This window comes from Mesorhizobium newzealandense (assembly GCF_042682145.1).
Classification (GTDB): domain Bacteria; phylum Pseudomonadota; class Alphaproteobacteria; order Rhizobiales; family Rhizobiaceae; genus Mesorhizobium; species Mesorhizobium newzealandense.
In genome coordinates, this window is sequence record NZ_JBHUGZ010000001.1 from 280,742 (window position 1) to 304,990 (window position 24,249).

20 protein-coding genes and 1 pseudogene are annotated in these 24,249 nt (G+C 64.2%); 12 read left to right on the top strand and 9 right to left on the bottom strand.

Annotated features, from left to right (window positions below):
• The first annotated feature begins 93 nt into the window (after positions 1 to 93).
• From ACFSOZ_RS01255 to apnL, 10 genes and pseudogenes are all read left to right on the top strand, one after another.
• Positions 94 to 1,116, top strand: a complete 1,023-nt coding sequence (locus tag ACFSOZ_RS01255; protein ID WP_379092569.1) for an ABC transporter substrate-binding protein — start codon at positions 94 to 96, stop codon at positions 1,114 to 1,116.
• A 68-nt stretch (positions 1,117 to 1,184) separates the two neighbouring features.
• Positions 1,185 to 3,668 (top strand): ATP-binding cassette domain-containing protein, encoded by a 2,484-nt coding sequence (locus ACFSOZ_RS01260; protein ID WP_379092572.1) that lies wholly within the window; start codon positions 1,185 to 1,187, stop codon positions 3,666 to 3,668.
• Positions 3,665 to 4,690 carry an ABC transporter permease gene (locus tag ACFSOZ_RS01265; protein ID WP_379092575.1) on the top strand — a complete coding sequence of 342 codons (1,026 nt, stop codon included), beginning with the start codon at positions 3,665 to 3,667 and terminating at the stop codon, positions 4,688 to 4,690. Before ACFSOZ_RS01260 ends, ACFSOZ_RS01265 begins: the two co-directional genes overlap by 4 nt.
• A 111-nt stretch (positions 4,691 to 4,801) precedes the next feature.
• A complete protein-coding gene (locus tag ACFSOZ_RS01270) occupies positions 4,802 to 5,629 on the top strand; it encodes a phosphogluconate dehydrogenase C-terminal domain-containing protein (protein ID WP_379092578.1) in 828 nt (275 codons plus the stop codon).
• 336 nt (positions 5,630 to 5,965) lie between these two features.
• The gene (locus ACFSOZ_RS01275) at positions 5,966 to 6,907 is read left to right on the top strand and encodes a D-ribose ABC transporter substrate-binding protein (protein WP_379092582.1); all 942 of its coding nucleotides are present in this window, start codon (positions 5,966 to 5,968) and stop codon (positions 6,905 to 6,907) included.
• Positions 6,908 to 7,003: 96 nt separating this feature from the next.
• The gene (locus ACFSOZ_RS01280; RefSeq protein ID WP_379092586.1) at positions 7,004 to 7,648 is read left to right on the top strand and encodes a DUF2291 family protein; all 645 of its coding nucleotides are present in this window, start codon (positions 7,004 to 7,006) and stop codon (positions 7,646 to 7,648) included.
• The gene (locus ACFSOZ_RS01285) at positions 7,645 to 9,201 is read left to right on the top strand and encodes a sugar ABC transporter ATP-binding protein (protein ID WP_379092589.1); all 1,557 of its coding nucleotides are present in this window, start codon (positions 7,645 to 7,647) and stop codon (positions 9,199 to 9,201) included. The genes ACFSOZ_RS01280 and ACFSOZ_RS01285 overlap by 4 nt, the downstream gene beginning before the upstream one ends.
• The gene (locus tag ACFSOZ_RS01290; protein WP_379092592.1) at positions 9,194 to 10,258 is read left to right on the top strand and encodes an ABC transporter permease; all 1,065 of its coding nucleotides are present in this window, start codon (positions 9,194 to 9,196) and stop codon (positions 10,256 to 10,258) included. The genes ACFSOZ_RS01285 and ACFSOZ_RS01290 overlap by 8 nt, the downstream gene beginning before the upstream one ends.
• Before the next feature lie 2 nt (positions 10,259 to 10,260).
• Complete coding sequence (locus tag ACFSOZ_RS01295; protein ID WP_379092595.1) at positions 10,261 to 11,295, top strand: Gfo/Idh/MocA family protein; 1,035 nt, start codon at positions 10,261 to 10,263, stop codon at positions 11,293 to 11,295.
• Positions 11,292 to 13,129, top strand: a pseudogene (gene apnL, locus ACFSOZ_RS01300) (D-apionate lactonase). Before ACFSOZ_RS01295 ends, apnL begins: the two are co-directional and overlap by 4 nt.
• Positions 13,130 to 13,133: 4 nt before the next feature.
• On the opposite strand, the gene ACFSOZ_RS01305 reads toward apnL, so the two are convergent.
• Positions 13,134 to 13,847, bottom strand: coding sequence for a transcriptional regulator NanR (locus ACFSOZ_RS01305; protein ID WP_023808899.1), 714 nt, complete (start codon positions 13,845 to 13,847; stop codon positions 13,134 to 13,136).
• Between the two features lie 185 nt (positions 13,848 to 14,032).
• On the opposite strand from ACFSOZ_RS01305, the gene oiaX reads away from it, so the two are divergent.
• Entirely contained in the window at positions 14,033 to 15,283 is a 1,251-nt protein-coding gene (gene oiaX, locus ACFSOZ_RS01310; RefSeq protein WP_379092598.1) for a 3-oxo-isoapionate-4-phosphate decarboxylase OiaX, read from the top strand.
• 4 nt (positions 15,284 to 15,287) lie between these two features.
• Positions 15,288 to 16,622 (top strand): four-carbon acid sugar kinase family protein, encoded by a 1,335-nt coding sequence (locus tag ACFSOZ_RS01315; protein WP_379092601.1) that lies wholly within the window; start codon positions 15,288 to 15,290, stop codon positions 16,620 to 16,622.
• A 104-nt stretch (positions 16,623 to 16,726) separates the two neighbouring features.
• On the opposite strand, the gene ACFSOZ_RS01320 is transcribed toward ACFSOZ_RS01315, so the two are convergent.
• The 8 genes from ACFSOZ_RS01320 to ACFSOZ_RS01355 form a co-directional block, all read right to left on the bottom strand.
• A complete protein-coding gene (locus ACFSOZ_RS01320) occupies positions 16,727 to 17,059 on the bottom strand; it encodes a hypothetical protein (RefSeq protein ID WP_379092604.1) in 333 nt (110 codons plus the stop codon).
• 79 nt (positions 17,060 to 17,138) lie between these two features.
• The gene (locus ACFSOZ_RS01325) at positions 17,139 to 18,254 is read right to left on the bottom strand and encodes an ABC transporter substrate-binding protein (protein WP_379092607.1); all 1,116 of its coding nucleotides are present in this window, start codon (positions 18,252 to 18,254) and stop codon (positions 17,139 to 17,141) included.
• A 67-nt stretch (positions 18,255 to 18,321) separates the two neighbouring features.
• Positions 18,322 to 19,257, bottom strand: a complete 936-nt coding sequence (locus ACFSOZ_RS01330) for an SMP-30/gluconolactonase/LRE family protein (protein WP_379092610.1) — start codon at positions 19,255 to 19,257, stop codon at positions 18,322 to 18,324.
• A gap of 28 nt (positions 19,258 to 19,285) precedes the next feature.
• Positions 19,286 to 20,341, bottom strand: coding sequence for an ABC transporter permease (locus ACFSOZ_RS01335; RefSeq protein ID WP_379092613.1), 1,056 nt, complete (start codon positions 20,339 to 20,341; stop codon positions 19,286 to 19,288).
• A gap of 18 nt (positions 20,342 to 20,359) precedes the next feature.
• A complete protein-coding gene (locus tag ACFSOZ_RS01340) occupies positions 20,360 to 21,856 on the bottom strand; it encodes a sugar ABC transporter ATP-binding protein (protein WP_379092616.1) in 1,497 nt (498 codons plus the stop codon).
• Positions 21,857 to 21,936: 80 nt separating this feature from the next.
• A complete protein-coding gene (locus ACFSOZ_RS01345; RefSeq protein WP_379092619.1) occupies positions 21,937 to 22,821 on the bottom strand; it encodes an NAD(P)-dependent oxidoreductase in 885 nt (294 codons plus the stop codon).
• A 1-nt stretch (position 22,822) separates the two neighbouring features.
• Positions 22,823 to 23,398, bottom strand: coding sequence for a gluconokinase (locus tag ACFSOZ_RS01350; RefSeq protein ID WP_379092622.1), 576 nt, complete (start codon positions 23,396 to 23,398; stop codon positions 22,823 to 22,825).
• Positions 23,367 to 24,104, bottom strand: coding sequence for an SDR family oxidoreductase (locus ACFSOZ_RS01355; RefSeq protein ID WP_379093805.1), 738 nt, complete (start codon positions 24,102 to 24,104; stop codon positions 23,367 to 23,369). Before ACFSOZ_RS01355 ends, ACFSOZ_RS01350 begins: the two co-directional genes overlap by 32 nt.
• Positions 24,105 to 24,249 lie beyond the last annotated feature (145 nt).

The window sequence follows — 24,249 nt, forward strand, 5'->3', positions numbered from 1 at the left end:
GCTGGTATAATATGTACCTGACATAGCGTGCCCCAAAGGTTACGCTGTGCTCGTGTGGCAGCCAAGCCGATCGTGTTTTTGGGAGGAAATACCATGAGATTTGCAACTGTGGCGGCGCTCGCCGGCGCCGTAATGGTGGGCGCTACGGTGATGCCGGCAATGGCGTCCTCGGACGCGCCGGTCATCGCGCTCGCCAACGCCTATTACGGCAACACCTGGCGCCACCAGATGGTGGAAGCATTCGAAGCCTCGGCCAAGGAAGCCAAGGCCGCCGGACAGATCGCCGACTACATCGTCATGAACGGCGATGGTTCGGTCGCGCAGCAAAACAGCCAGATCGCCGAGCTGATCCTCAAGAAGGTCGATGTGCTCGCCGTCGACGCCGCCTCGGAAACCGCGGTCAATGGCATCATCGAAAAAGCCTGCAAAGCCGGCATCATCGTCATCTCTTTCGATTCCGTGGCCTCGGCGCCCTGCAACTACCAGCTCAACTTTGACTTCAAGGGCTACAAGGCGACCCAGGCCGAGGCGGTCTTCAAGATGCTCGGCGGCAAGGGCAACGTCATCCAGGTGCGCGGCGTGAAGGGCTCGGCGCCAGACAACGACATGTTCAATGCGCAGCAGACGGTACTGGCGAAGTACCCTGACATCAAGGTGGTTGCGACCGTCTATGGCCAGGCGACCGCTTCGGTAGCGCAGGCGGCGATCGCCAATGTGCTGCCCTCGCTGCCGCATGTCGACGCAGTGCTCGGCCAGGGCGGCAGCGACGATGTCGGCATCGCGCAGGCTTTCGTCCAGTATGGCGGCGATTACCAGGGCAAGATGCCTGTCATCGAGGGCGGCGGCGGCACCGACTTCGTCAAATGGTGGGCCGACGAGAACGCCAAAAACGGCTACCAAACCGTGTCGATGAACACCACGCCGGGCATCGGCGGCGCCGCCTTCTGGCTTGGCCTGTCGCTGCTGAAGGGCGCCAAGGCGCCCAAGCTGATGATCATGCCGGTGGCGACGGTCGATGCCGGCAACCTTAAGGAGTACGCCAAGCTGCCGGGCGGCCAGATCATCAGCCCGAGCTACTCGCTGGACTGGGTGAAGCAGAACCTGCTGAGCAAGTAACAGGACGGCTCCCCCCTCGATCGGGCGCGGCGGACAGCCGCGCCCGATCTCGAAGAAACGGAGGACGAATGTCCCAGCTTGCCGTTGCCGAACAGGACAGCGCCGTCTCCACGGCGTACCCCGCCCCTCTCCGGCAAAGCGTCGTCTCGCTCACCGGGATAACCAAGAGCTTTGGACCGACGCTCGCCAATGCCGGGATCGACCTCTCCGTCGCTGCCGGCGACGTGATCGGGCTGGTCGGCGGCAATGGCGCCGGAAAATCGACGCTGATGCGCATCCTGTGCGGCGCGATGTGGCCGACGCTCGGCTCGATCTCCTTCGCCGGCGAAGAGATCGGGTTCGCCGACTACGGCACCGGCGAAGCGCAGCGACGCGGCATCCGCATGGTTCATCAGGAGCTGTCGCTCTGCGGCAACCTCTCGGTCGCCGAGAACTTCTTTCTGGAAATCCCAGGCGACGCGTCAAGCCGGCCCGGCTGGCGGGCGCTCTACCGGGCCCGGGCTCGCGACGCGCTCGACGCCGTCTTTCCCGGCAACGGCATCGACGCCGACGCCGAGGTCGGCCATCTCTCCATCGCCGAACGGCAGATGGTCGAGATCGCCCGCGCCGCCGCGACGCCCGGCGTCAGGCTGATCGTGCTCGACGAGCCGACCTCGTCGCTCGATCTCGACCGCTCCAAACAGCTCAGAGCCTTCATCCGCGAGCGGGCGAAGGCCGGGCTAGCCTTCATCTTCATCAGCCACAAGCTGCAGGAGATCATCGACATCGCCACCGAGATCGTGGTGCTGCGCAACGGACGCACGGCATGGCAGGGCCAGGTCGCGGACGCATCGATCGGCAAGTTGGTGCAGCTGATGGGCGGCGATGCCAATCCGGTGCATCAGCACGCCGTCACCGCAACTTCCGCCCAGGACGTGCTGGTGCGGCTCTCCGGGCCGCTGACGGCCGGCCTCGGCCGCGACATCGACATCGTACGCGGCGAAATCGTCGGTCTGGCCGGCCTCGAAGGCAGCGGCCAGAAGGAGCTGCTGCATGCGATCTTCAGCCCTGACCGCAGGCAAAACGCGGCGGTCGCGAGACATGCGCAGGCCGGTTTCATCGCCGGCGACCGGCAAAAGGAAGGCGTGTTCCCGCTGTGGAGCGTGCTGGGAAACATCAGCATCGGTGCGCTGGCCCGCCGGCCGGCGCTCAGCCTGGTTTCCGACCGCGCCAACCGCGACACGGCCGCCGATGCCGCCGGCCGGCTGCGGCTGGACGACGGGCGCTTCCAGTCCAACATCACCGAGCTCAGCGGCGGCAACCAGCAAAAGGCACTGGTCGCCCGGGCGCTGGTTGCCGACACCCCGATCATCCTGCTCGACGACCCGACGCGAGGCGTGGATATCGCCACCAAGCAGGATTTCTACCGGCTGTGCAACGAGATTGCGCGCAGCGGACGCGCACTGGTCTGGCATACGACCGAGGACGCCGAACTGCTGGCCTGCGACCGCGTGCTGGTCTTTGCCGGCGGGCGTATCGTCCGGGAACTCTCGGGCGACGCAATCACCGAATCGGCCGTTGTCGGCGCCTCTTTCGCGCAGCCGGCGGACAAGCTTGCCGGCGCCGGGCACAAGGATGCCGCCACGGCCGGGCTTGGCCGCAGGCTGGTCAATGCGGCGCCGTTCATCGGCCTTGCAGCAGTTCTGGCCGTGATGATCTCGGCCAATCCCGCCGTCGCCTCGATCTTTGGTATCGACCTGCTGCTGATGCCGGCGCTGTCGCTGGTGCTGGTGACGGCGGCGCAGATGTTCATCGTCGGCGGCAGCGAGATCGACCTCGGCGTCGGCGCCTTCGCCGGCCTGGTCAGCGTGCTCAGCGCCACGCTGCTCTATGACCAGCCATGGCTCGGCGCGCTGGCGCTGGCGGGGGCGCTCGCTGCCTATGCCGGGCTTGGCGGGCTGATCCAGGCACGCAAGATCCCGGCCATCGTCGTCACCCTCGGTGCCTCCTTCATCTGGGTCGGGCTGGGCTATGCGCTGCAGCCGACGCCAGGCGGCGCCAGCCCCGAATGGCTGTCGGCGCTCTTCAACTGGTCGCTCGGCATGGTGCCGACCTCCATCATCCTCATCGCCGCCGTCGCGCTGATCGTCTTCGTCATCGACCGGCTGCCGCTCGGCGTGGTGCTGCGCGGCTTTGGCAACAATCCAACCGCGATGATGCGCTCCGGCTGGTCGCCGACGCGCTATGCGCTGGTGCGCTATCTCATCGCCGGGCTGTTTGCGGCCGCCGCCGGCCTGTCGCTGACGGCGATCAACACGGCGAGCGACATCAATTCGGGTAACTCGTTCACCCTGCTCAGCGTCGCCGCCGTGGTGATGGGCGGCTGCTCGCTTCTCGGCGGCATCATCTCGCCGGTCGGCGCCGTCGCCGGCGCGGTAACGCTGTCGCTGATCGGCGCCCTTCTCGGCACGCTGAATGTCAGCAGCGATTTCAACGCCGCGACACAAGGCCTGATCCTGATCGCACTGCTGACACTGCGCAGCCTGACCGCCGACCGCAGGAGCGAACAATGAACGCTCTGATCGCCTTCAGCCTCTGGGCGCAAAGGAACCGCTGGATCTGGGCGGCGATCGGCGTGCTGCTGTTGTGGCTGGTGCTGTCGGTCGTCACCAACCGCTTCAGCCTGTCCAGCCTCTCGGGGATCATACTGTCGGCGTCCTTCCTGACGGTGGTCGGCATCGGCCAGATGTTCGTGGTGACGACCGGGCGCGGCAACATCGACCTCTCGGTTGCCTCGGTGATCACGCTCAGCGCCTTCGTCGCGCTGCTCACCATCAAGGGCCAGGATGCCAATCTCGCCATCGGCGTCGCCGCCGCGATCCTGCTCGGCCTTGCCATTGGCGTCCTGAATTCGTTGCTGGTCGTCGGGCTGGGCATACCGGCCATCATCGCGACGCTGGCGACCGGCTACGTGCTGGCGACCGCGACGCTGCTGTCGAACCGGGCGATAGCGGGCTTCGCCGTCAGCCCGGCGCTGAAATACCTGGCATCCGGGCGCGTTGTCGGCGTGCCTGTCATGGCCATCATCGCCATCCTCGGAGTGGCGGCGGCGTCCTTCATGCTGCGCTACACGGTGTTCGGGCAGCTTTTGTCGGCGGTCGGCCAGAACCGCACTGCCGCGCGGCTCACAGGCATCAGGAACGGCCCGGTGATCGCATCCGCGTTCATCATCTCGTCGGTGCTGGCGTCGCTCGACGGGCTGCTGCTCGGCGCCTATATCGGCGGCGCCTTCCTCGAAATGGGCCAGCCCTATCTGTTGCAGTCGATTGCCGCGGTGGTGCTCGGCGGAACGCTGATCTTCGGCGGCTCGGCGACCGCGCTCGGCACCCTTTTCGCGAGCATCCTGCTCATCCTGATCGTCACCACCATGCAGATCATCGGCTTGCCACCGGGTGTCCAGGACATCGTGCAAGGCATCGTCGTCATCTTCGTGCTCGCCCTTGCCGGACGGCAGGCGATGGTGCGGCGATCGGCTGCCGATCCCGCCGGCACCGACGACGCTGCCACCGCCCCGACGGGCCGACAGCAGTCATGACGTGCACGGCATTCACCATTATCGGATTGCCAAAATCTGGTAGCGTGATTATACCAGTTGATAAGTTGACGACGGACGATGCCGTCGGTCGAAATCAGGAGTAGTGACCAGATGACAACGATTGCGCTGTTCGGTGCCGGCGGAAAAATGGGTTACCGCCTATCGACCAATTTTCGCGGATCGCCCTACACGATACGTCATGTCGAGGTCAGTGATGCCGGCCGCGAACGACTGAAGACCGGACTGGGCTTCGATACGGTCAGCGCCGACGAGGCGCTCAAGGGCGCCGATGTGGTGATCCTGGCCGTTCCGGACACGCATATCGGCAAGGTGGCGACCAGCATCGAGAGCAAGCTCGCCCCAGGCACGATGGTGGTGGTGCTCGACGCCGCCGCCCCATTCGCCGGTCATCTGCCGAAGCGGCCGGACCTGACCTATTTCGTCACCCATCCCTGCCATCCGCCGATCTTCAACGACGAGACCGACATGGCGGCCAAGAAGGACTATTTCGGCGGCGTCAAGGCCAAGCAGCATATGGTCAGCGCCCTGATGCAGGGACCGGAGGAGGATTACGCCAAGGGCGAGGCGATCGCGAAAATCATCTGGGCGCCGGTGATGCGTTCGCACCGCGTCACCGTCGAACAGATGGCGCTGCTGGAGCCCGGCCTTTCGGAGACGGTGTGCGCCTCGCTGTTGGTGGTCATGAAGGAAGCCGTCGATGAGGTCGTGGCACGCGGCGTCGACAAGCAGGCGGCGCTCGACTTCCTGCTCGGTCATATGAACGTGCTCGGCGCCGTCATCTTCGGCGAGACCAAGGGCGTTTTCTCGGACGCCTGCAACAAGGCCATCGAATTCGGCAAGCCGGTGCTGATGCGTGACGACTGGAAACGCGTGTTCGAGCCGGAAGAGATCGCCGCCAGCATTCAGCGCATCACCTGAAAGAGGCCAACACAGGCGCTGGCCCGGAGCGGTTCGATGCGTCGGCGCACCATTGCCTGCGCTCAGTTTTTGCCGCTAATCAGGTACATATCATCTGAATTTGTGGTTGACTCATCATACCAGTTGGATTAGCTGTTCATGGCTCGGATCGATAAGGTTTCGCAGGGAGTTCGAAGCCTGGACGAGTGGAGGACGACTGGGGGAGCAACGATCCGTCGAGGGCAAGCCGGCAAACGGCTTTTAGCCCGAAACGGTCCGCGGCCCGCGTTGCCTGACGAATTCGGATGCAGACAGAGGCCTTGGTCGATTAAGGCAATTTTCAAATGGGAGGACTTCATGAAACTCACACGCAGAATGACGCTCGCGGCTTTCGCCGGCATGCTGGCGCTCGGCACCGCAGCGCCCGCCTATGCGGCGGATCTCATCGCCATCATCACGCCCTCGCACGACAATCCGTTCTTCAAGGCGGAAGCCGTCGGCGCCGAAGCCAAGGCCAAGGAGCTCGGCTACGAGGCCCTGGTGCTCGTCCATGACGATGACGCCAACAAGCAGTCGGAGCTGATCGACACCGCGATCGGCCGCGGCGCCAAGGCGATCATCCTCGACAATGCCGGCGCCGACGCCACCGTCGCCGCCGTGCAGAAGGCCAAGGACGCAGGCGTTCCGTCGTTCCTGATCGATCGCGAGATCAACGCGACCGGCGTTGCCGTCGCGCAGATCGTCTCCAACAACTACCAGGGGGCCCAGCTCGGCGCGCAGGAATTCGTCAAGCTGATGGGCGAGAAGGGCAATTTCGTCGAGCTGGTCGGCAAGGAATCCGACACCAATGCCGGCATTCGCTCCAAGGGTTATCACGACGTCATCGACGACTATCCGGACCTGAAGATGGTTGCCCAGCAGTCGGCGAACTGGAGCCAGACGGAAGCCTATTCCAAGATGGAATCGATCCTGCAGGCCAACCCCGACATCAAGGGGGTGATCTCCGGCAACGACACGATGGCAATGGGCGCCTATGCGGCGCTTGCCGCCGCGAACCGCAAGGACGTCATCGTCGTCGGCTTCGACGGATCGAACGACGTGCGCGACTCCATCAGCTCCGGCGGCATCAAGGCGACCGTCCTGCAGCCGGCCTTTGCGCAGGCGCAAATGGCGGTCGAGCAGGCCAACGACTACATCAAGAACAAGAAGTCGCCGGCCAAGGAAAAGCAGCTGATGGACTGCGTTCTGGTCAATGGCGACAACGCCGCCAAGCTGGAGACCTTCGCGCTGACGAACTGAGCCCGCGTGAGATGGAATAGCGAGGGGCGAACCCCGGGGTTCGCCCCTCGCCGCCATTTTCTGTGGGCCGACCACCATGCTGAACAACAGGCCGCCATGCTGAACAACAAGCCGAACTGGCCGATCCTCGCCGCGATGATCGGCATCAGCCTGACCGCCTGCAAGATTCTGCCGACGAAATCGGCAGACGGCGGCAATGCTCCCGCCTTCAATCCGGACAAGATGGTCGAGGAGATATGGGCGGCGAAGGTCGTGCCCTATCTCCAGCAGAAGGCCGGACCGTTTGCCGAGGTTCACGCCCTGGCGAAAACCGATCCCGCGGCTGCAGGCGCCAAATATGGCAATCCGAACAAGCAGGCGAATTCGCCCTGGACCTTCGCGGTTCGCCTGGAAGGCAAGATCGTCGCGGCCAATACGCAGTCGCGCGCGGCGACGATCGACGTCGATGTCGACGGCGACGGCAAGGCCGATGCGCGGGTGCAGATCGGACCGGCGGTGCGCAGTACCGCGCTGCGCGACAGCCTGGACTTCATCCAGTTCAACGACTTCACCAACCAGATCGACTTCGCCCAGTTCGGCAAGGCGTTCAACAGCTACACCGACAAGACGATGCTGTCCAAGCTGCTGCGCGAAGCACTGGAAGGCCGCAGCGCCAAGGTGCTCGGCGCCTATACGCTGGGCAGCGGCCAGGACCTGCCGCTGGTGACGCCGGCGGAGGCAGAGATCGGGCCGAAGCCATGAGCGCGGCCGCGGAGCGCGATGTCATCCTGAAGCTTGAGGATGTCTCCAAGGTCTATTCCGGCACCGTCGCGGTCAAGCGCGCCAATTTCGAGGTGCGTAAGGGCGCGGTCAACGTCCTGGTCGGCGAAAACGGCGCCGGCAAATCGACGCTGATGAAGATCATCGCCGGTGTCGAGCAGCCGACCGCCGGCCGCATCCTGCTGGAGGGTGAAGAGGTTTCCTTCTCGTCATCCGCGGATGCGGTGAACCGCGGCATCGGCATGGTGTTCCAGGAGCTGAACCTGTTCGGCAACATGAGCGTCGCCGAGAACATTTTCGCGACCCGCGAAATTACCAACCGTCTCGGCAAGATCGACCGCAAGGAACAGGAGCGCCGCGCGGCGCAATTCCTCGAACGGCTGGAAGCCGGTATCCGCCCGGACATGCTGGTCGAAGACCTGCGCATCGGCCAGCAGCAGCTGGTCGAGATCGCCAAGGCGGTTTCGCTCGACGCACGCATCCTGATCATGGACGAGCCGACGTCGGCGCTGAGCGCGGCGGAGGTCGAGATCCTGTTCAAGGTGATCGCCGACCTCAAGGCACGCGGCGTGGCGATCGTCTACATCTCGCACCGGCTCGAGGAGTTGATCCGCATCGGCGACTACATCACCGTGCTTCGCGACGGCCGCATCACCGGCCAGGAGGAAATGAAAAACGTCGACACGCAGTGGATCGTGCGGCAGATGATCGGCTCCGACGCCAAGGACTTCGCCAAGGCCGACGGCCATCTTCCCGGCGAAGAGATATTCCGCGCCGAGGACATCTGCCTGCCGCGCGCCACCGGCGGGCTGGCCGTCGACCATGTCTCGCTGTCGCTGCGCTCCGGCGAGATCTTGGGCATCTACGGCCTTATGGGGGCCGGGCGCAGCGAGTTGTTCGATTGCATCATGGGTCGCCATGGCCAAGCCACCGGAACGATCTTCATCGCCGGCAAACAGGTCAAGGAGCGCGACACGACGCGGCGCATCCGGCGCGGCCTGGCGCTGATCCCCGAAGACCGCCAGCGCGAGGGGCTGGTCTCGATCCTTTCGGTCGCCAGCAATCTGACGCTGGCCAGCCTGTCGCGCTTCGTGCGCCTGTTCCACATCCGTGGCACCGAGGAGAAGCAGGCGGTGACGCAAATGGTGCGCGAGCTGGCGATCAAGGTCGCCGACCCGGCCCAGGAAGTCTCATCCCTGTCTGGCGGCAACCAGCAAAAGGTGGTGATCGGCAAGGCGCTGCTCACCGGGCCGAAGGTGCTGCTGATGGACGAGCCCAGCCGCGGCATCGATGTCGGCGCCAAGGCCGACGTCTTCCGCACCATGCGCAAACTGTCCCGCGACGGATTGGGGATTCTTTTCGCCACCTCCGATCTCGACGAGGTGATGGCGCTGTCCGACCGGATCGCGGTGATGAGCAACGGAAAACTGACCGGCATGTTCGATCGCGCCGAGGCGACGGAAGCGGCACTCGTCGCTGCCTCGGCGCTTGGCCACGGACCGGCCCCGCATACGGAGACAAACGCCCATGACTGACATCCCGGCCAAGGCGGCTGTCCCCTCCGCTTCCAGCGGCTCCGTGCTGTTGACGCTGATGAAGCTCAGAACCTTCATCGCGCTGATCGCCGTGCTCGTCTTCTTCTCGATCGCGGCGCCGAACTTCCTGTCGACCGCCAACCTGATCCTCATGTCGAAGCATGTGGCGCTCAACGCCTTCCTCGCCATGGGCATGACCTTCGTCATCATCACCGGCGGCATCGACCTGTCGGTCGGCTCGATCGTCGGCCTGTGCGGCATGGTGGCCGGCTATCTCGTGCTCAACGGCATCGACCTGCAGATCGGCTACACCATCTATTTCAACGTCTTCGAGATCACGCTGATCACGCTGGCGGTCGGCATCCTGATCGGCGCCGTCAACGGATTGCTGATCACCAGGCTGAACGTCGCGCCGTTCATCGCCACGCTCGGCGTGCTCTATGTCGCGCGCGGCCTGGCGCTGCTGTCGTCGGATGGCCGCACCTTCCCCAACCTCGTCGGCAAGCCGGAACTCGGCACCACCGGGTTCGGCTTCCTCGGCGCCGGCCGCTTGCTCGGCCTGCCGGTCGCGATCTGGATCCTGATTGTCGTTGCGCTGGCGGCGGCCTATCTCGCCAAATACACGCCGCTCGGCCGCCACATCTTTGCCGTCGGCGGCAATGAACGGGCGTCGCGAATTTCGGGCGTCCGTGTCAACATGGTGAAGATGTTCGTCTACATGTTCTCCGGTTTCTGCGCGGCAATCGTCGGCCTGATCATCTCGTCCGAGCTGATGGCCTCGCATCCGGCAACAGGCGAAAGTTTTGAGCTGAACGCCATCGCAGCCGCGGTGCTCGGTGGCACCTCGATGTCGGGCGGCCGTGGTACGATCGGCGGTACCATCGTCGGCGCCTTCGTCATCGGCATTCTTTCGGACGGGTTGGTGATGATGGGTGTGAGTTCATTCTGGCAGATGGTGATCAAAGGCCTGGTCATCATCGTCGCCGTCGTCGTCGACCAGGCGCAGCGCCGGCTGCAGAGCCGCGTGACGTTGATGCAGATGGCAAAGGCGGGCTGAGCATGGCGGAGCTGCGTGGAGCGCTGATCGGCTGCGGCTTCTTTGCCGTCAACCAGATGCATGGCTGGCGCGACACAGCCGGCGCCTCGATCATCGCCATCTGCGACCGCGACCCGGAACGGCTCCAGATCGTCGGCGACGAGTTCGGCATTGCGAAACGCTATGCCGATGCGGCCGCTTTGTTCGAAGGTGAAACGCTGGACTTCGTCGATATCGCCACCACAGCACCCAGCCATCGCCCGCTTGTCGAGATGGCGGCGCGGCACCGCGTTCCGGCGATCTGCCAAAAGCCGTTCGCACCGACGCTGGCCGACGCCAAGGCGATGGTGAAGGCTTGTACCGACGCCGGCGTGCCGCTGATGGTGCATGAGAATTTTCGCTGGCAGTCGCCGATCCAGGCAGTGCGCGCGGTGATCGACAGGGGTGAGATCGGCACACCCTTCTTCGGCCGGATCTCCTTCCGCTCAGCCTATGACGTGTTTTCCGGGCAGCCCTATCTGGCGACCGGAAAGCGCTTCATCATCGAGGATCTCGGCATCCACATCCTCGACATCGCCCGCTTCCTGCTTGGCGACGTGTCGACGATCACCGCGAGGACGGCTCGCATCAACCAAGCGATCGCCGGCGAGGACGTGGCGACCATGCTGATGGACCATGCCAGTGGCGCCACATCGGTGGTCGACTGCAGCTATGCAAGCAAGCTCGCCGTGGAGCCGTTTCCCGAAACGCTGATCGAGATCGACGGCAGCAATGGCACGATCCGGCTGGCACAGGGATACCAGCTTACCGTCACCGGCAAGAGCGGCACAACGGTCAGCGACGTCTCGCCACCGCTGCTCGCCTGGGCATCGCGTCCCTGGCACAACATCCAGGAAAGCGTCGTCGCCATCCAGCAGCACTGGGTCGATTGCCTGACGAAGGGAACCGAGCCCGTCACCTCGGGCGCCGACAACCTCAAGACCTTCGCACTGGTGGAGGCCGCCTATGCAGGTGCCGCAAGCCGCGAGCCGGTGCAGCTCGACGCCTTGCTGAAATGACCGCCGACGCCCTCCGCGTCTATGGTACGCGTACCGTCGAGGTCGAGCCGGTCAGGCTGAGTGCCGGCCTGCTCAGCGCCGACTTCGTCAACGGCAATCTGCGCACCATCCGCCATGGCGGCACCGAAGTGCTGCGTGCGATCGCCTACATCGTGCGCGATCGCGACTGGGGCACTTACGAGCCGGAACTGACCGACCTTGTCATTGACCAGGGAGCGGACACTTTCTCGATCCGCTATTCGGCGAGCTGCACCGGGCCGGACGCAAGCCGGCTCGACTTCCGCGCCACCATCGAAGGTTCCGCCGATGGCCGTCTGGTCTTCGACGTCAGCGCGTTGCCCGGGAGCGATTTCGAAACCAACCGCTGCGGCTTCTGCATCCTGCATCCGATCGCCAGCCTCGCCGGCGGCCCGGTGACGGTCGAACACACCGATGGCAGCGTGTTGGCGACAAAGCTTCCGCTGCTGATCGACCCCTGGCAGCCGTTCAAGGATCTGCGCGCGATCACCCATGAGGTGCGGCCCGGCGTCAGTGCCGAATGCCGGATGGAAGGCGACGTGTTCGAAATGGAAGACCAGCGCAACTGGTCCGACGCATCCTACAAGACCTATGTGCGGCCGCTCGCTTTGCCGTGGCCCTATATGCTGCCGGCCGGTCAGCCCAATCGCCAGACGATCAGCCTGCGCATCACCGGCAGCGGCAACATGCCGGCTGCTGCTGCAACCGCCGAGCCGATCCGCATCGAACTCGGCGAAGCCGGACTGAAGCTGCCGGATATCGGCGTCATCATCTACCCAGATGAGGTCGAGGCAGCGCTGGCATGGCTCTCGACGCTGTCGGCGCTTGGCCCGCAACAGCTGGTCCTCCATCACGACCCAACGCGCGGCCATGGTCTCGACACCTTGCGCTCCTTTGCCCGGCTCGCGGCAGCCAACCCGGCCCAGACGACACTTGAATGCGTCGTTGCCGGCGTGGGCGATCTCGACACCGAACTTTCAGCCGTCGCCGGCATGGTGCACCAGGCAGGGCTGAGACTTTCGGCTATTGCCGTCTCGCCTTCGGTCGACCGGCAGTCGACGCCGCCGGGCAGTACATGGCCGGAATGCCCGCCGCTGGAAGAGGTCTATGCCGCCGCCCGCCGCGCCTTCCCCGACATCCGCCTCGGTGGCGGCATGTTCAGCTATTTCACCGAGCTCAACCGCAAACGCGTTCCCGCCGACCGGCTCGACTTCATCACCCATTGCACCTGCCCGATCGTGCATGCCGCCGACGATCTCAGCATCATGCAATCGCTGGAGGCGCTGCCCTTCATCACCCAATCGACGCGGGCGATCTTCGGGGCAAAGCCCTACCGCACGGCCCGTCGACGATCCCCATGCGCCAGAATCCCTATGGCGGCGCGACCAAGCCCAATCCAAGCGGACAGCGTATCGCCATGGCCGATCGGGATCCGCGCCACGCCGGCCTGTTCGGCGCCGCATGGACGATCGGCTATGCGGCACGCGTCGCACCGACCGGGTTGGAGATGCTCACCCTCTCCGGCTTCACAGGGCCGTTCGGCGTGGTGGCGTCATCTGGAGAAGCCGTCGCAGAAGGAACTCCCCGGCCGATCTTCCAGGCCATCAAGGGGCTTTGCGAAATGGCCGGGCTCGCACATGTGGCGGCAAGGACGAGCGATGAGACCAAGGTGCTGGCACTGGCCGGCCGCTCCGCCTCGGGCAACACCGTGGTGTGGCTGGCGAACCTGACAGCGAACGACGTACCGGTCGACTTTTCAGCGCTTTGCCGAGACCAGTTTATGATGACGCCTTACGCGATCGTTCGGATCGGCTGAACCGTCACTTTTCGGAATTCATCACATAGAGGGCGCGCGAGCGCTCGAGATGCTTGATCATCGCCTTCTCGGCGCCGTCCGCATCCTTCTTCTCGATGCGGCCGATGATCTCCTCGTGCTCGGTCAGCGTGAACTTTTCCTTGCCGGTCCAGATCAGCATTTCGGTGTGATATTCCTTCAGCCAGCCGAGCATCGCCTCGCTGACGGCGACATAGATCGGGTTGCCGGAGATTGCCGCGATCTGGGTGTGGAACTTCATGTCGGCCGAGATGAAGGCTTCGGAGTCGCCGCGAAAGCCGCGCTGTTCAGCAACAGTGGCCCTGAGCCGCTGCACATCCTCGGCGGTAGCCTTTTCGGCGGCTTCCCTCACCATGCCGCGTTCGAAGAAGATGCGCGCGGTCTTGAGATGCTCCAGCGTGTCCTTCGATGACGACAGGATGATCTTGGCCGCGCCGTCGACCTGTTTGATGATCGACTTGGCGGTCAGCTGCAGCACCTTGGCGCGCTCGCCATGCGAGATCGCCACAAGCCCCATATTGCTCAGTGCCTGCATCGCCTCGCGGATCGCCGGCCGGCCGACCTCGAAACGCTCCATCAACTCGCGCTCCGAGGGCATGTCGTCGCCCGGCATCAATTCGCCGCTGGTGATCAGCCGCTTCAGCCGCAAGAAGACCTCGTCGGAAAGCTTGCGCCGGACAATCGGTTCCGAACGGTTCATCGTCGCGAATCACTCCCTTGACCCGGCCCTATCTAACACTGCCGCTAGAATTCCCGGAAATTGCCGTCGGTCGACCCGCCCAAAACTTCCAGCCGGATATGTCTTGCAATACTTATGTACTCATTATACCAGATTTCGAGCATCGGTGAACCTTTTTCGAACGCCTGGGCTTGAGACAGCGAACCATGATCACCCTCACCTACCGCATCGAAACGTCTGAAAGCATCGAGGCACTGGCGTCCAAGATCGCCAGCGACCAGTCGACCGGCACCTTCGTCGCACTGCCCGGCGAGACCGAGGAGCTGAAGGCCAGGGTGGCGGCGCACGTGCTGGCGATACGGCCCCTGCCCGACGCCGAGCGGCCCTCCATTCCGGAAGCCGGCGATGGACCGTTCAAGCGCGCCGACGTCGACATCGCGTTTCCTTTCGATGCCATCGGCATAGACCTTGCAGCGCTGATGACCATCGCCATCGGCGGTACCTATTCGATCAAAGGCCTGTCGGGCATCCGCGTCGTCGACATGAAGCTGCCGGAAGAATATCGCGGCGCGCATCCGGGACCACAGTTCGGCGTCGCCGGCAGCCGCAGGCTGACCGGGGTTGGGGACCGGCCGATCATCGGCACCATCGTCAAGCCGGCGCTTGGGCTGAGACCGCACGAGACGGCGGCGATGGTGGGCGAGCTGATCGCCGCCGGCGTCGACTTCATCAAGGACGACGAGAAGCTGATGAGCCCGGCCTATTCGCCCCTGGCGGAACGGGTGAAGGCGATCATGCCGCTCATCCTCGACCACGAGCAGAAGACCGGCAAGAAAGTGATGTATGCCTTCGGCATCTCGCACGCCGACCCGGACGAGATGATGCGCAACCACGATCTGGTGGCGAAGGCCGGCGGCAATTGCGCGGTGGTCAACATCAATTCGATCGGCTTCGGCGGCATGGCGTTCCTGAGAAAACGCTCCAGCCTGGTGCTGCACGCCCATCGCAATGGCTGGGACATCCTCACCCGCCATCCCGGCCTTGGCATGGATTTCAAGGTCTGGCAGCAATTCTGGCGGCTGCTCGGTGTCGACCAGTTCCAGATCAACGGCATCGCTTCGAAATATTGGGAGCCGGATGCATCCTTCGTCGAGTCCTTCAAGGCGGTGACCACGCCGATCTTTTCGCCTGATGATAGCGCCCTGCCGGTCGCCGGCTCCGGCCAGTGGGGCGGGCAGGCGCCCGAAACCTACCAGCGAACCGGGCGGACGGTCGATCTTCTCTATCTCTGCGGCGGCGGCATCGTCAGCCATCCGGACGGGCCGGGCGCCGGCGTGCGCGCCGTGCAGCAAGCCTGGCAAGCGGCCGTCGACGGCATTCCGCTGGTCGACTTTGCCCTGAACCATCCCGAGCTGGCACGATCGATCGAAAAATTCGGTGACGGCAAGGCGGCTTGAAGTCATGCAGAACCTGCTTCTCAGCTACTATGGCGATGACCTCACCGGCTCGACCGATGTCATGGAGGCGCTCGAACTTGGCGGCGTGCCGACCGTGCTGTTCATGCGCCAGCCGGACGAGGCCTTGCTTTCGCGATTTGCGCATTGCCAGGCGATCGGTCTGGCCGGCACCAGCCGCAGCGAGACGCCCCAGTGGATGGACACGCATTTGCGCGACGCCTTCGCCTGGCTGAAGGCGCTGAATGCCGCAGTCTGCCACTACAAGGTCTGTTCGACCTTCGATTCCAGCCCGACGATAGGCAGCATAGGCCGGGCGATCGAGATCGGCCGCTCGGTTTTCGGGCAGGACAGCGTGCCGCTGCTGGTCGGCGCACCGCAGCTCAAGCGCTATACCGCCTTCGGCCATCTGTTCGCGGCCTATCGCGACCAATATTTCCGCATCGACCGCCATCCAGTGATGAGCCGCCACCCGACGACGCCGATGGATGAATCCGACCTGCTGATCCATCTGTCGCGGCAGACGGCGCTGACCTCCGGGCTGGTCGACCTTGCGACGCTGCAGTCCGAGTCACGGTCGCAAGCATTCGATCGCCTCGTGGAGAATGGCGCGGCCATCGTGCTTGTTGATGTCGACAATATGGAAACGCAGGCTCTGGCCGGCAAGGAGATCTGGCGCGTCCGCAAGCCAGGCGGTTCGTTCGTCGTCGGCTCGTCCGGGGTCGAGTATGCGTTGCTGGCCGAATGGGCGTCGAATGACATCGTCAGCGCTGGACCAGGCTTCACGCCGCCGGGCGCCGCCGACCGGATCGCCGTCGTGTCGGGCAGTTGCTCTCCGACCACCGAACGACAGATCCGCCAAGCCCTGACCGACGGTTTCGACGGCATCGAGGTCGATCCTGTCGACCTGGTTTCGGAGGCTTCGGAGCAGGCGATCGCGCGTGCGGCGGCAAGCGGCCGCGCCAGCCTGCAAGCCGGGCGCAGCGTCATTCTCTACACCGCGCTTGGCCCCGCCGCCGACAGGGGAGCCGAAATCGACCGGCAGGAAGGCGCCCGCCACAAGCTTGGCCGCGGCCTCGGCGAACTGCTTCGCGCGCTGACGATCGAACAGGAACTGCGGCGCGTGGTCATCGCTGGCGGCGACACCTCGAGCCACGCACTCGGCCAGATGGGCATCGACGCGCTCACAGTGCGGATGCCGCTGCCGGCGTCGCCCGGCTCACCGCTATGCGTCGCCCATTCGCGCGTCGCGACGGTCGATGGGCTGGAGGTTGCCCTGAAGGGCGGACAGGTCGGAACCGACCGCTATTTTTGCGCCATCCGCGATGGCCTCCGCGGTTGACCATGATTTTATTGGCTTTTTCGTGTGCCGGACCATCACGGTAAGCGTTGAGGCTGGGAAAGGACTTCTCTGATCGCTGCCCGCCGGCTGTTTTGAAGCCGCGTTCAGGCAGGTGTGTATTCGTTGGCCTCGAAAACGTGGTGATGCACGCGGCCGGTGAACATTTCGAGCAGTTCGCCGGTGACGTCGCGGCTCTGAAATCTCACCTCGGATTGAAGTGCCCGGTTGCAGCTGTCCATGTCCGGATAGCGGATGGCGAGCGCCATGGCATAGACTGGTGCGCCCTCGTCCCGCGCCGTGCCGTCGAGGACTCGCACCTCCTCGGCTCCAGGAAACTGCGTCCACAGCGGCACCAGCCGCTCCCTGACGAAGCGCCGGAACTCGCTCTCGCGTCCAGCGTGAATTTCACCTTCGAAGAGGGCATAGCGGATGATCATGGCGATGGGTCCTGATGTTCTGCGTGTGAGGGGCCGGCACAGCGGGCGCATCGCGTGATGCGCCCGCTCCGGTGGATGTCTACTTGCCCCAGATCTTCTTGTATGCGTCGCGGTAGCCGTTGTCGGGGTCGAACGTGTTCTTCGGCCCACCGTCGAACTCGACATTGTCGGCCGTCACCACATGCAGCGGCGACAAATAGCCCGACCATTTTTCACCGGCGATGGCGCGGTTCAGCTCGTCGACCAATTGCCAGCCCTGCAAGTTGAGCGGTTCGGCGACCGTCACCTTCTGGAACTGGCCAGCGCGAATGCGCTGATAGGCCGATTCCGAACCGTCGCCAGCGGCGACATTGATCGGCGCGTCGGTGCCGGCCTTGCCGGCGGCGGCAAGCGAGGGTCCCATGAAGTCGAAATAGAGGTCGTTGATCGCCAGCGAATGCGTCCACGCATCGCCGTATTTCTGCAAGAGCGAAGTGGTGAGCTGCGGCATGCGCTGCGAGGTCTCGGCAATCGGCGTGTCGACATATTCGAGCACCTTGCCGCCCAGCCGCTCGATCTCCGCCTTCATCTTGTCGGCCTTGGCGATGGCAATGGCGTAGGTCGAATCGGTGAAGATGACGACGCCGGGCTTGCCCTTGGCATCGGCATAGGCCCAGTCGGCCGCGGCCGTGGAGACTTGCATGGCGTCGGTCGACACGTTGGCGAACACGCCGCTCTTCTCGTCGGGACCGATCACCGGTCCGGCATGCCAGGAGACCAAAGGGATACCCGCGGCCTTCGCCTGTTCCAGCGCCGGCGCTTGCTCGATCGCGTCAAAGCCGTTGATGACGATGCCATTCGGCTTCAGCGCCATGGCTTGGCCGAAGGCAGCGGTGCGGCCGCCGATCGAGCCGGCGCCGTCGATCACCTTGACTTCCCAGCCGATCGCCTTGGCCGCTTCCTCGACGCCGTTGGTGACGCCCAGAATGCCGCCGTTCTTGAGGTCGCCGGCGAGCACGACGATCGTCTTGCCTTGCTGCGCCTTGGGACCGGTGGTCGGGCCATCCCAGGCGGTGACCTTCTGCGCATATTTCTGGACGACCGCCATGGCGTCGGCCATCGCGTCCGCCCGTGCCTGGCCGGCGAACAGAGCCGGTGCAGCGATGGCCATCGCCATCAAGGCGACGGATGATTTCAGGAATGTTCTGCGTTGCATGTTGGTACCTCCCTTGGGTTCAAGAAATTGCATGGTCTTTTCGAACTCGGCCTTCGTTGGCGTCACGTCATTGGCTGATATCGCCCGCCACAGGACCAACGCCGGCCGGATGTGCGTTGACGTAGATGGCGTAGAGGGATGTCTGCGCGGTGATGTAGAGGCGGTTGCGCTTGGGACCGCCGAAACAGACATTGGAAACGAGCTCGGGAACCAAGATCCGGCCGATCAGGGTTCCGTCCGGAGCGTGGACGCGCACCGAGTCGGCGCTGGAGGCCCAGATGTTGCCGTCGCGATCGACGCGGAAGCCATCGAACAGGCCTGCCCCGCATTCGGCAAAGATGCCGCGTGCACGCGCCGACCGGCCGTCGGCGGCAAGGTCATAGGCCCTGATCGCGCGCGGCAGGCCGGGCACATGGCTGGCGCCGCTGTCCGAGACATAGAGGATCGCCTCGTCGGGCGAGAAAGCCAGGCCGTTCGGCTGCACCATATCGGTGATGACGGCGCTCACCGCGCCCGAAACCTCGTCGAACCGGTAGACATGGGAGCCGCCGATCTCCGCTCTGGCGATCTTGCCCTCGTAGTGGCTTTCGATGCCGTAGACCGGGTCGGTGAACCAGATCGTGCCGTCGGATTTGACCACCACATCATTGGGTGAATTGAACCGCTTGCCCGCAACGGTTTCGACAAGCGCCTGCCAGCGCCCGTCATACTCGAGCCGGGAGACACGGCGCCCGCCATGCTCGCAGGCAACGACGCGGCCTTCGCGGTCGAGCGTGTGGCCATTCTGGTTGTTGCAATGGGTCTCGAAGACGCTGACGGAACCGTCGCCTTCGTCGTAGCGCAGCAGCCGATCGTTGGGGATGTCCGACCACAGCAAATGCCTTGCGGCCGGGACGTACACCGGTCCTTCCGCCCAACGGCTGCCGGTCCACAGCCGTTCGAGCTTGGCATGCCCGATCGTCAGCTTTCGAAACCGGTCGTCAAGAATTTCGTAGTCGCTCATGTCATGATCCCCGGGGTGTTTCGGCCGGTCACTTCGAGGATTGCGTAACCGTCTTGGTCTTGGCCCTGTGGGCCGCGCCGCGCTTGCGCTGGGCGTAGCCGGCAATGCCGATGGCAACGAGCAGCGTCACGCCGTTGAACAGAGGCTCGACGAAGAACGAGCCGCCGAACTGCTGAATGCCGGAAATGCCGACCGCCAGGATGATGACGCCTGTCATCGTGCCCCAGACATTGACCCGTCCGGGCTTGATCGTGGTCGAGCCGAGAAAGGCGCCGACGAGAGCCGGCAGAAGATATTCCAGCCCGACACTGGCTTGGCCGATGCGCAGCTTGGAGGCCAGCAGCACACCTGTGAGCGCCGTCAGGAAACCCGAGGAGACGAAGGCGCCGATAACGAAGCGGCGCACCGGAATGCCGTTCAGCGCCGCGGCCTTCGGGTTGGCGCCGATGGCATAGACGTAGCGGCCGATCGGCAGATATTCGAGGATGATCCACAGGGCGACGGCGATCGCCAGCACGTAGAGGCCGGTGATCGGCAGCCCGAACACCATCGTGCCGTTCAGCGCGTAGAAGCCGTTAGGCAGCACGCCGACCACCTGCCGGCCACCAGTGTGCCAAAGCGCCAGCGCATAGAGCACGGTGCCGGTGCCGAGAGTGGCGATGAAAGAGTCGATGCGGGCGACTTCGACCAGCAGGCCGTTGAGGAAGCCGGTTGCCGCGCCTAGAAGCAGCACGATCATCACCGCCAGCGGCCACGGAATGCCGAACATGGTCTGCAGGCTGATGGCCAGGATGTGCCACAGCACGATGCCGTAACCGACGGTGAGGTCGATGCGACCCGACGCCATCGGGATCATCGCCGCCAGCGACAACAGCGCGATGATCGCCTTGTCGGAGATGATCGAGCGCAGGTTGAGCAGGGTCGGAAACGTGTTCGGCAGCAGGATCGAAAACAACAGGATCAGCAATACGGTGAGAATCACCAGGCCGTAGACCGGCAGCAGCCGGATGATCTTCTGCCCTAGCGGCAAGCCCGCCATTTCGCCGCGGGTCGGTTCGAGTGCGCTGGATTCGATCGATTGCATGGCTTTGCTCCGGAAAAGTCAGGCGGCTTCGGAAGCCGATGCCGCGGTGATCACGGCGGATGTAGTCAGGTCGTTGCCAGTGAGTTCGCGAACGATGCGGCCTCGCGAGAACACCAAGGCGCGATGACAGATATGGGCGATCTCCTCGAAATCGGTCGACACGACGACGACGGCGAGACCGGCTTCGAGGGCGCGGCCGATCAGCCGGTAGATCTCAGCCTTGGCGCCGACATCGACGCCGGCGGTCGGATCTTCGGCGATCAGCAATGTGCGGCCGGTATGGAGCCAGCGCCCGACAACCACTTTTTGCTGATTGCCGCCGGACAACGCCTCGATCGGCAGGTTCGGATCGTTGGGGCGCAGCCCGACCGAGCCGCCGATCACTTGCGCAAGGGCAGCCTCCTTGTGTGGCGCCAGGAAGGAGAACAGGCCGCGCTTGCCGGCGCCGGGATTGAGGAAGCTGTTCTCCCGGATCGACAAGGAGGCCGCGATCGACTCTTCGGTCCGGTCGCGGGCGATCAGCCCTACACCGGACGACATCGCCGCGATCGGGCTCGACAGGTCAGGCGTAACGCCATTGATCGTCACCAAGCCTGAAAATGTCTGACAGCCGAACAGCGCCCGGCCGACCAGTTCCTGTCCGGCGCCGCGCAGGCCGACCAGCCCGAGCAGTTCGCCCTTGCGCACGTCGAACGACACCGGCCCGGCGCCGGCGCAGACCAGGTCACGGACAGCGCAAACCGTCTCGCCGGCCCGAGTCTCGGCTTTGGTGAAGACCTGGCTGACAGGACGGCCGACGATCATCTCAACCAGCTCGTCCGGCTTGGTATGGGCGACCTTCTTCTGGCCGACCAGCTTGCCGTCGCGCAGCACGGCGACGCGGTCGGCGATGCGGAATATCTCGTCGAGCCGATGCGAGACATAGATCATGCCGACGCCGCGCTGCTTGAGCGGGCGGATGGCGTCGAACAGGCGCTCGACCTCATCGGCAGGAAGGCTGGCGGTCGGCTCGTCGAGCACCAGCACATCGGCCTCGGTGGCCAGAGCGCGGGCGATGGCGACCAGCGATTTTTCGGTGCGCGTCAGATCCTGGACACGCGTCGTCGGGTCAAAATCACAGCCGACCAGCTTCAGCGCCTCATGCGCCCTCGCCTCGGTCGATCGCCAGTCGATGAGACCCGAGCGCAGCGAAAACCCCTGGGCGAGGCCGACATTCTCGCCAACCGTCATCCATTCGATCAGGCCGAGATCCTGGTGAATGAAAGCGACGGGCTGGCGCTGGTTCGGCTGCGGCGGGCGATGGTGATAGGGCTCGCCGCGAAACAGGATGCTGCCGCCGTCCGGCCGGTAGATGCCGGCAAGCGTCTTGATCAGCGTCGACTTGCCGGCGCCATTCTCGCCGAGCAGTGCCAGGATCTCGCCCTTGTGCAGATCGAGGGTCACGTCGGAGAGCGCGCGGGTGCCGCCGAACTCCTTCGTAATCGACTTGAACTCGATCAGTTTTTCCTCAGACAAGAGCGTTCCTCCCAAGATCGCCAAAATTATGTTATCGATAACATTTCTGGGCGTCAAGCAACAAAATCAGAACCCGCCGATCAGCCGATCTTACCGTCGAGCAGGCGCATCATCTCAGCCGAATCCCTAGGCCCCAGACCAGCCGCGCAAAGCAGGCGGTGAACCTCCACGACCTGTCCGGTCATCGGCATCGGCGTCTTTGTCTTCAGGGCAAAGGACTGCAGCGAATCCAGATCCTTCAGCATGTTGTCGATGCGGCCAGTCGGTGAAAAATCGCGAGCGGCAAACTTCGCCATGAACTCCTGCATGATGCTGGAATCGGCACGTCCGCCCTTGAGTGCCGCCGGGATTGCCTTCGGATCGACGCCGCCGGCTTCGGCGAGCTTCACGGCTTCGGCAACAGCCTGGAACAGTACTGCGCAGAAAAGCTGGTTGATCAGCTTGGTGGTCTGCCCTGCCCCGCTCGGCCCCATCAGCGTGTAGTTGGCGCAGAGATGCCGCATCACCGTACGCGCGTGTTCGAAGTCAGCCACCTCGCCGCCCGCCATGACGGTCAGCCGGCCGGCCAGCGCACCGGGAACGCCGCCCGAAAGCGGGCAGTCGAGCCATTTCATGCCGGTCTCGGCCGCCAGTTTCTTCGCCATCTGCGCGGTATCGGCCGGGTCGATCGACGACATGTCGATCAGCAGTTTTTCGGGCGACGCCGCCGCCGCCACACCGCTATCGCCAAACACGACGGCACGCACGATGTCGGCATGATTGAGGCTGAGGATGACGAAGTCGCTGGCGCGCGTCGCCTCGGCAATCGACGCGGCGGCGACAGCGCCCTTCGCGGTTAGGGCGGCGACCTTGGCCTTGTCCAGATCGAACACGGTGACCGCCAGCTTTGCCTCGATCAGGCGGGTGGCGATCGCCGATCCCATGATGCCGGCGCCGACAACGGCGATTTTTGCTGCTTCTGTCATGTCAGCATGCCTCTTTCTTTGTCCCGGCAGCAGGCGCGACACTGAGGGCGCCCAGCCCCTTCAAAGCCGCGCCGACAATGCTGTCGACCGGAGCGTTGATATCCACGGTGACCACCAGGCTCTCACCATCCGGATTTTCCAGCGCAGCGAATTGGCTGTCGAGCAGCGCCGGCGGAAAGAAATGGCCGCTGCGCTCGGCGAGCCTGGCTTGCAGCAGCGCGCGCGATCCCTCCAGGAATATGAAAACCACCGACCCGCCCACCGCATGGCGAAGCCGATCACGATAGGATTCCTTCAGTGCAGAGCAGCTTACGACAAGCCCACGGCCCTCCTCATCTGCCTGGCGCAAGGCTGCACCCACCAGATCCAGCCACGGCCAGCGATCATCGTCGGTGAGCGGGATGCCGGCCGACATTTTCTCGACATTGGCGCGCGGGTGCAGCGTGTCGCCTTCGACGAAGGCAAGGCCAAGCCGCGCGGCGATCTCGATACCGATTCTGGTCTTGCCGCAGCCGCTGACGCCCATCACGACGATGAGCCGGGACTCAAAGGCAGGTTGTGATGCCGCCATCGACATAAAGCGTGTGTCCGTTGACAAAGGATGAGGCCGGTCCGGCCAGGAAGACCGCCGCGCCGATCAGTTCGCCGACATCGCCCCAGCGCCCGGCCGGCGTGCGGTTGGTCAGCCAGGCCGAGAATTCGGGATTGTCGACCAGCGCCTGGTTGAGCGGCGTCTTGAAATAGCCCGGCGCAATGGCGTTGACCTGCAGGCCGTGCTTGGCCCAGTCGGCGCACATGCCGCGCGTCAGATTGCGCACCGCGCCTTTGGTGGCCGTGTAGGGGGCGATGTTGGGACGGGCGAGTTCGCTCTGCACCGAAGCGATGTTGATGATCTTGCCGCGCCGCCGCGGGATCATGTGCCGCGCCACCGCTTGTCCGACGAAGAACACGCTGGAGATGTTGGTGCGCAACAGCTCGTCCCATTTGTCGGCGGGAAAATCCTCGAGCGGAGTGCGGAACTGCATCCCGGCATTGTTTATCAGGATATCAATGACGCCAACCGTGGCCTCGACCTCGGCCACACCCCTGGCGACCGCAGCATGATCGGTGACGTCGAAGACGGCACGGTGAGCCTTGTGTCCCTTGGCCACCAGCGCATCGACCGCCGCCGTGATTTTTTCGGCGCTGCGGCCGTTGAGCACGATTTCAGCACCGTGCTGCGCCAGCCCCTCCGCCAATGCCAGGCCGATCCCCTGCCCTGAACCGGTGACCAGCGCCCGCATTCCAGTCAAATCGAATAACGAACTGTCCACGTGCTTCTCCCGAGGATGTCCCTGAAGAGGATGCGATTTCCATCGCGCCATCGCCAGCACCTATTGACATGAATGTTATCGATAACATAGTCAATAGGGAAAATGAACTCCCTGA

Bases quoted from the DNA above. Each gene is read 5' to 3' on its own strand.
- ACFSOZ_RS01350 (WP_379092622.1), bottom strand. From the start codon at position 23,398: ATGTCGATGGCGGCATCACAACCTGCCTTTGAGTCCCGGCTCATCGTC.
- ACFSOZ_RS01315 (WP_379092601.1), top strand. From the start codon at position 15,288: ATGCAGAACCTGCTTCTCAGCTACTATGGCGATGACCTCACCGGCTCG.
- ACFSOZ_RS01270 (WP_379092578.1), top strand. From the start codon at position 4,802: ATGACAACGATTGCGCTGTTCGGTGCCGGCGGAAAAATGGGTTACCGC.
- ACFSOZ_RS01275 (WP_379092582.1), top strand. From the start codon at position 5,966: ATGAAACTCACACGCAGAATGACGCTCGCGGCTTTCGCCGGCATGCTG.
- ACFSOZ_RS01345 (WP_379092619.1), bottom strand. From the start codon at position 22,821: ATGACAGAAGCAGCAAAAATCGCCGTTGTCGGCGCCGGCATCATGGGA.
- ACFSOZ_RS01320 (WP_379092604.1), bottom strand. From the start codon at position 17,059: ATGATCATCCGCTATGCCCTCTTCGAAGGTGAAATTCACGCTGGACGC.
- oiaX (WP_379092598.1), top strand. From the start codon at position 14,033: ATGATCACCCTCACCTACCGCATCGAAACGTCTGAAAGCATCGAGGCA.
- ACFSOZ_RS01290 (WP_379092592.1), top strand. From the start codon at position 9,194: ATGACTGACATCCCGGCCAAGGCGGCTGTCCCCTCCGCTTCCAGCGGC.
- ACFSOZ_RS01325 (WP_379092607.1), bottom strand. From the start codon at position 18,254: ATGCAACGCAGAACATTCCTGAAATCATCCGTCGCCTTGATGGCGATG.
- ACFSOZ_RS01280 (WP_379092586.1), top strand. From the start codon at position 7,004: ATGCTGAACAACAAGCCGAACTGGCCGATCCTCGCCGCGATGATCGGC.
- ACFSOZ_RS01285 (WP_379092589.1), top strand. From the start codon at position 7,645: ATGAGCGCGGCCGCGGAGCGCGATGTCATCCTGAAGCTTGAGGATGTC.
- ACFSOZ_RS01335 (WP_379092613.1), bottom strand. From the start codon at position 20,341: ATGCAATCGATCGAATCCAGCGCACTCGAACCGACCCGCGGCGAAATG.
- ACFSOZ_RS01305 (WP_023808899.1), bottom strand. From the start codon at position 13,847: ATGAACCGTTCGGAACCGATTGTCCGGCGCAAGCTTTCCGACGAGGTC.
- ACFSOZ_RS01265 (WP_379092575.1), top strand. From the start codon at position 3,665: ATGAACGCTCTGATCGCCTTCAGCCTCTGGGCGCAAAGGAACCGCTGG.
- ACFSOZ_RS01255 (WP_379092569.1), top strand. From the start codon at position 94: ATGAGATTTGCAACTGTGGCGGCGCTCGCCGGCGCCGTAATGGTGGGC.
- ACFSOZ_RS01355 (WP_379093805.1), bottom strand. From the start codon at position 24,104: ATGCGGGCGCTGGTCACCGGTTCAGGGCAGGGGATCGGCCTGGCATTG.
- ACFSOZ_RS01260 (WP_379092572.1), top strand. From the start codon at position 1,185: ATGTCCCAGCTTGCCGTTGCCGAACAGGACAGCGCCGTCTCCACGGCG.
- ACFSOZ_RS01295 (WP_379092595.1), top strand. From the start codon at position 10,261: ATGGCGGAGCTGCGTGGAGCGCTGATCGGCTGCGGCTTCTTTGCCGTC.
- ACFSOZ_RS01330 (WP_379092610.1), bottom strand. From the start codon at position 19,257: ATGAGCGACTACGAAATTCTTGACGACCGGTTTCGAAAGCTGACGATC.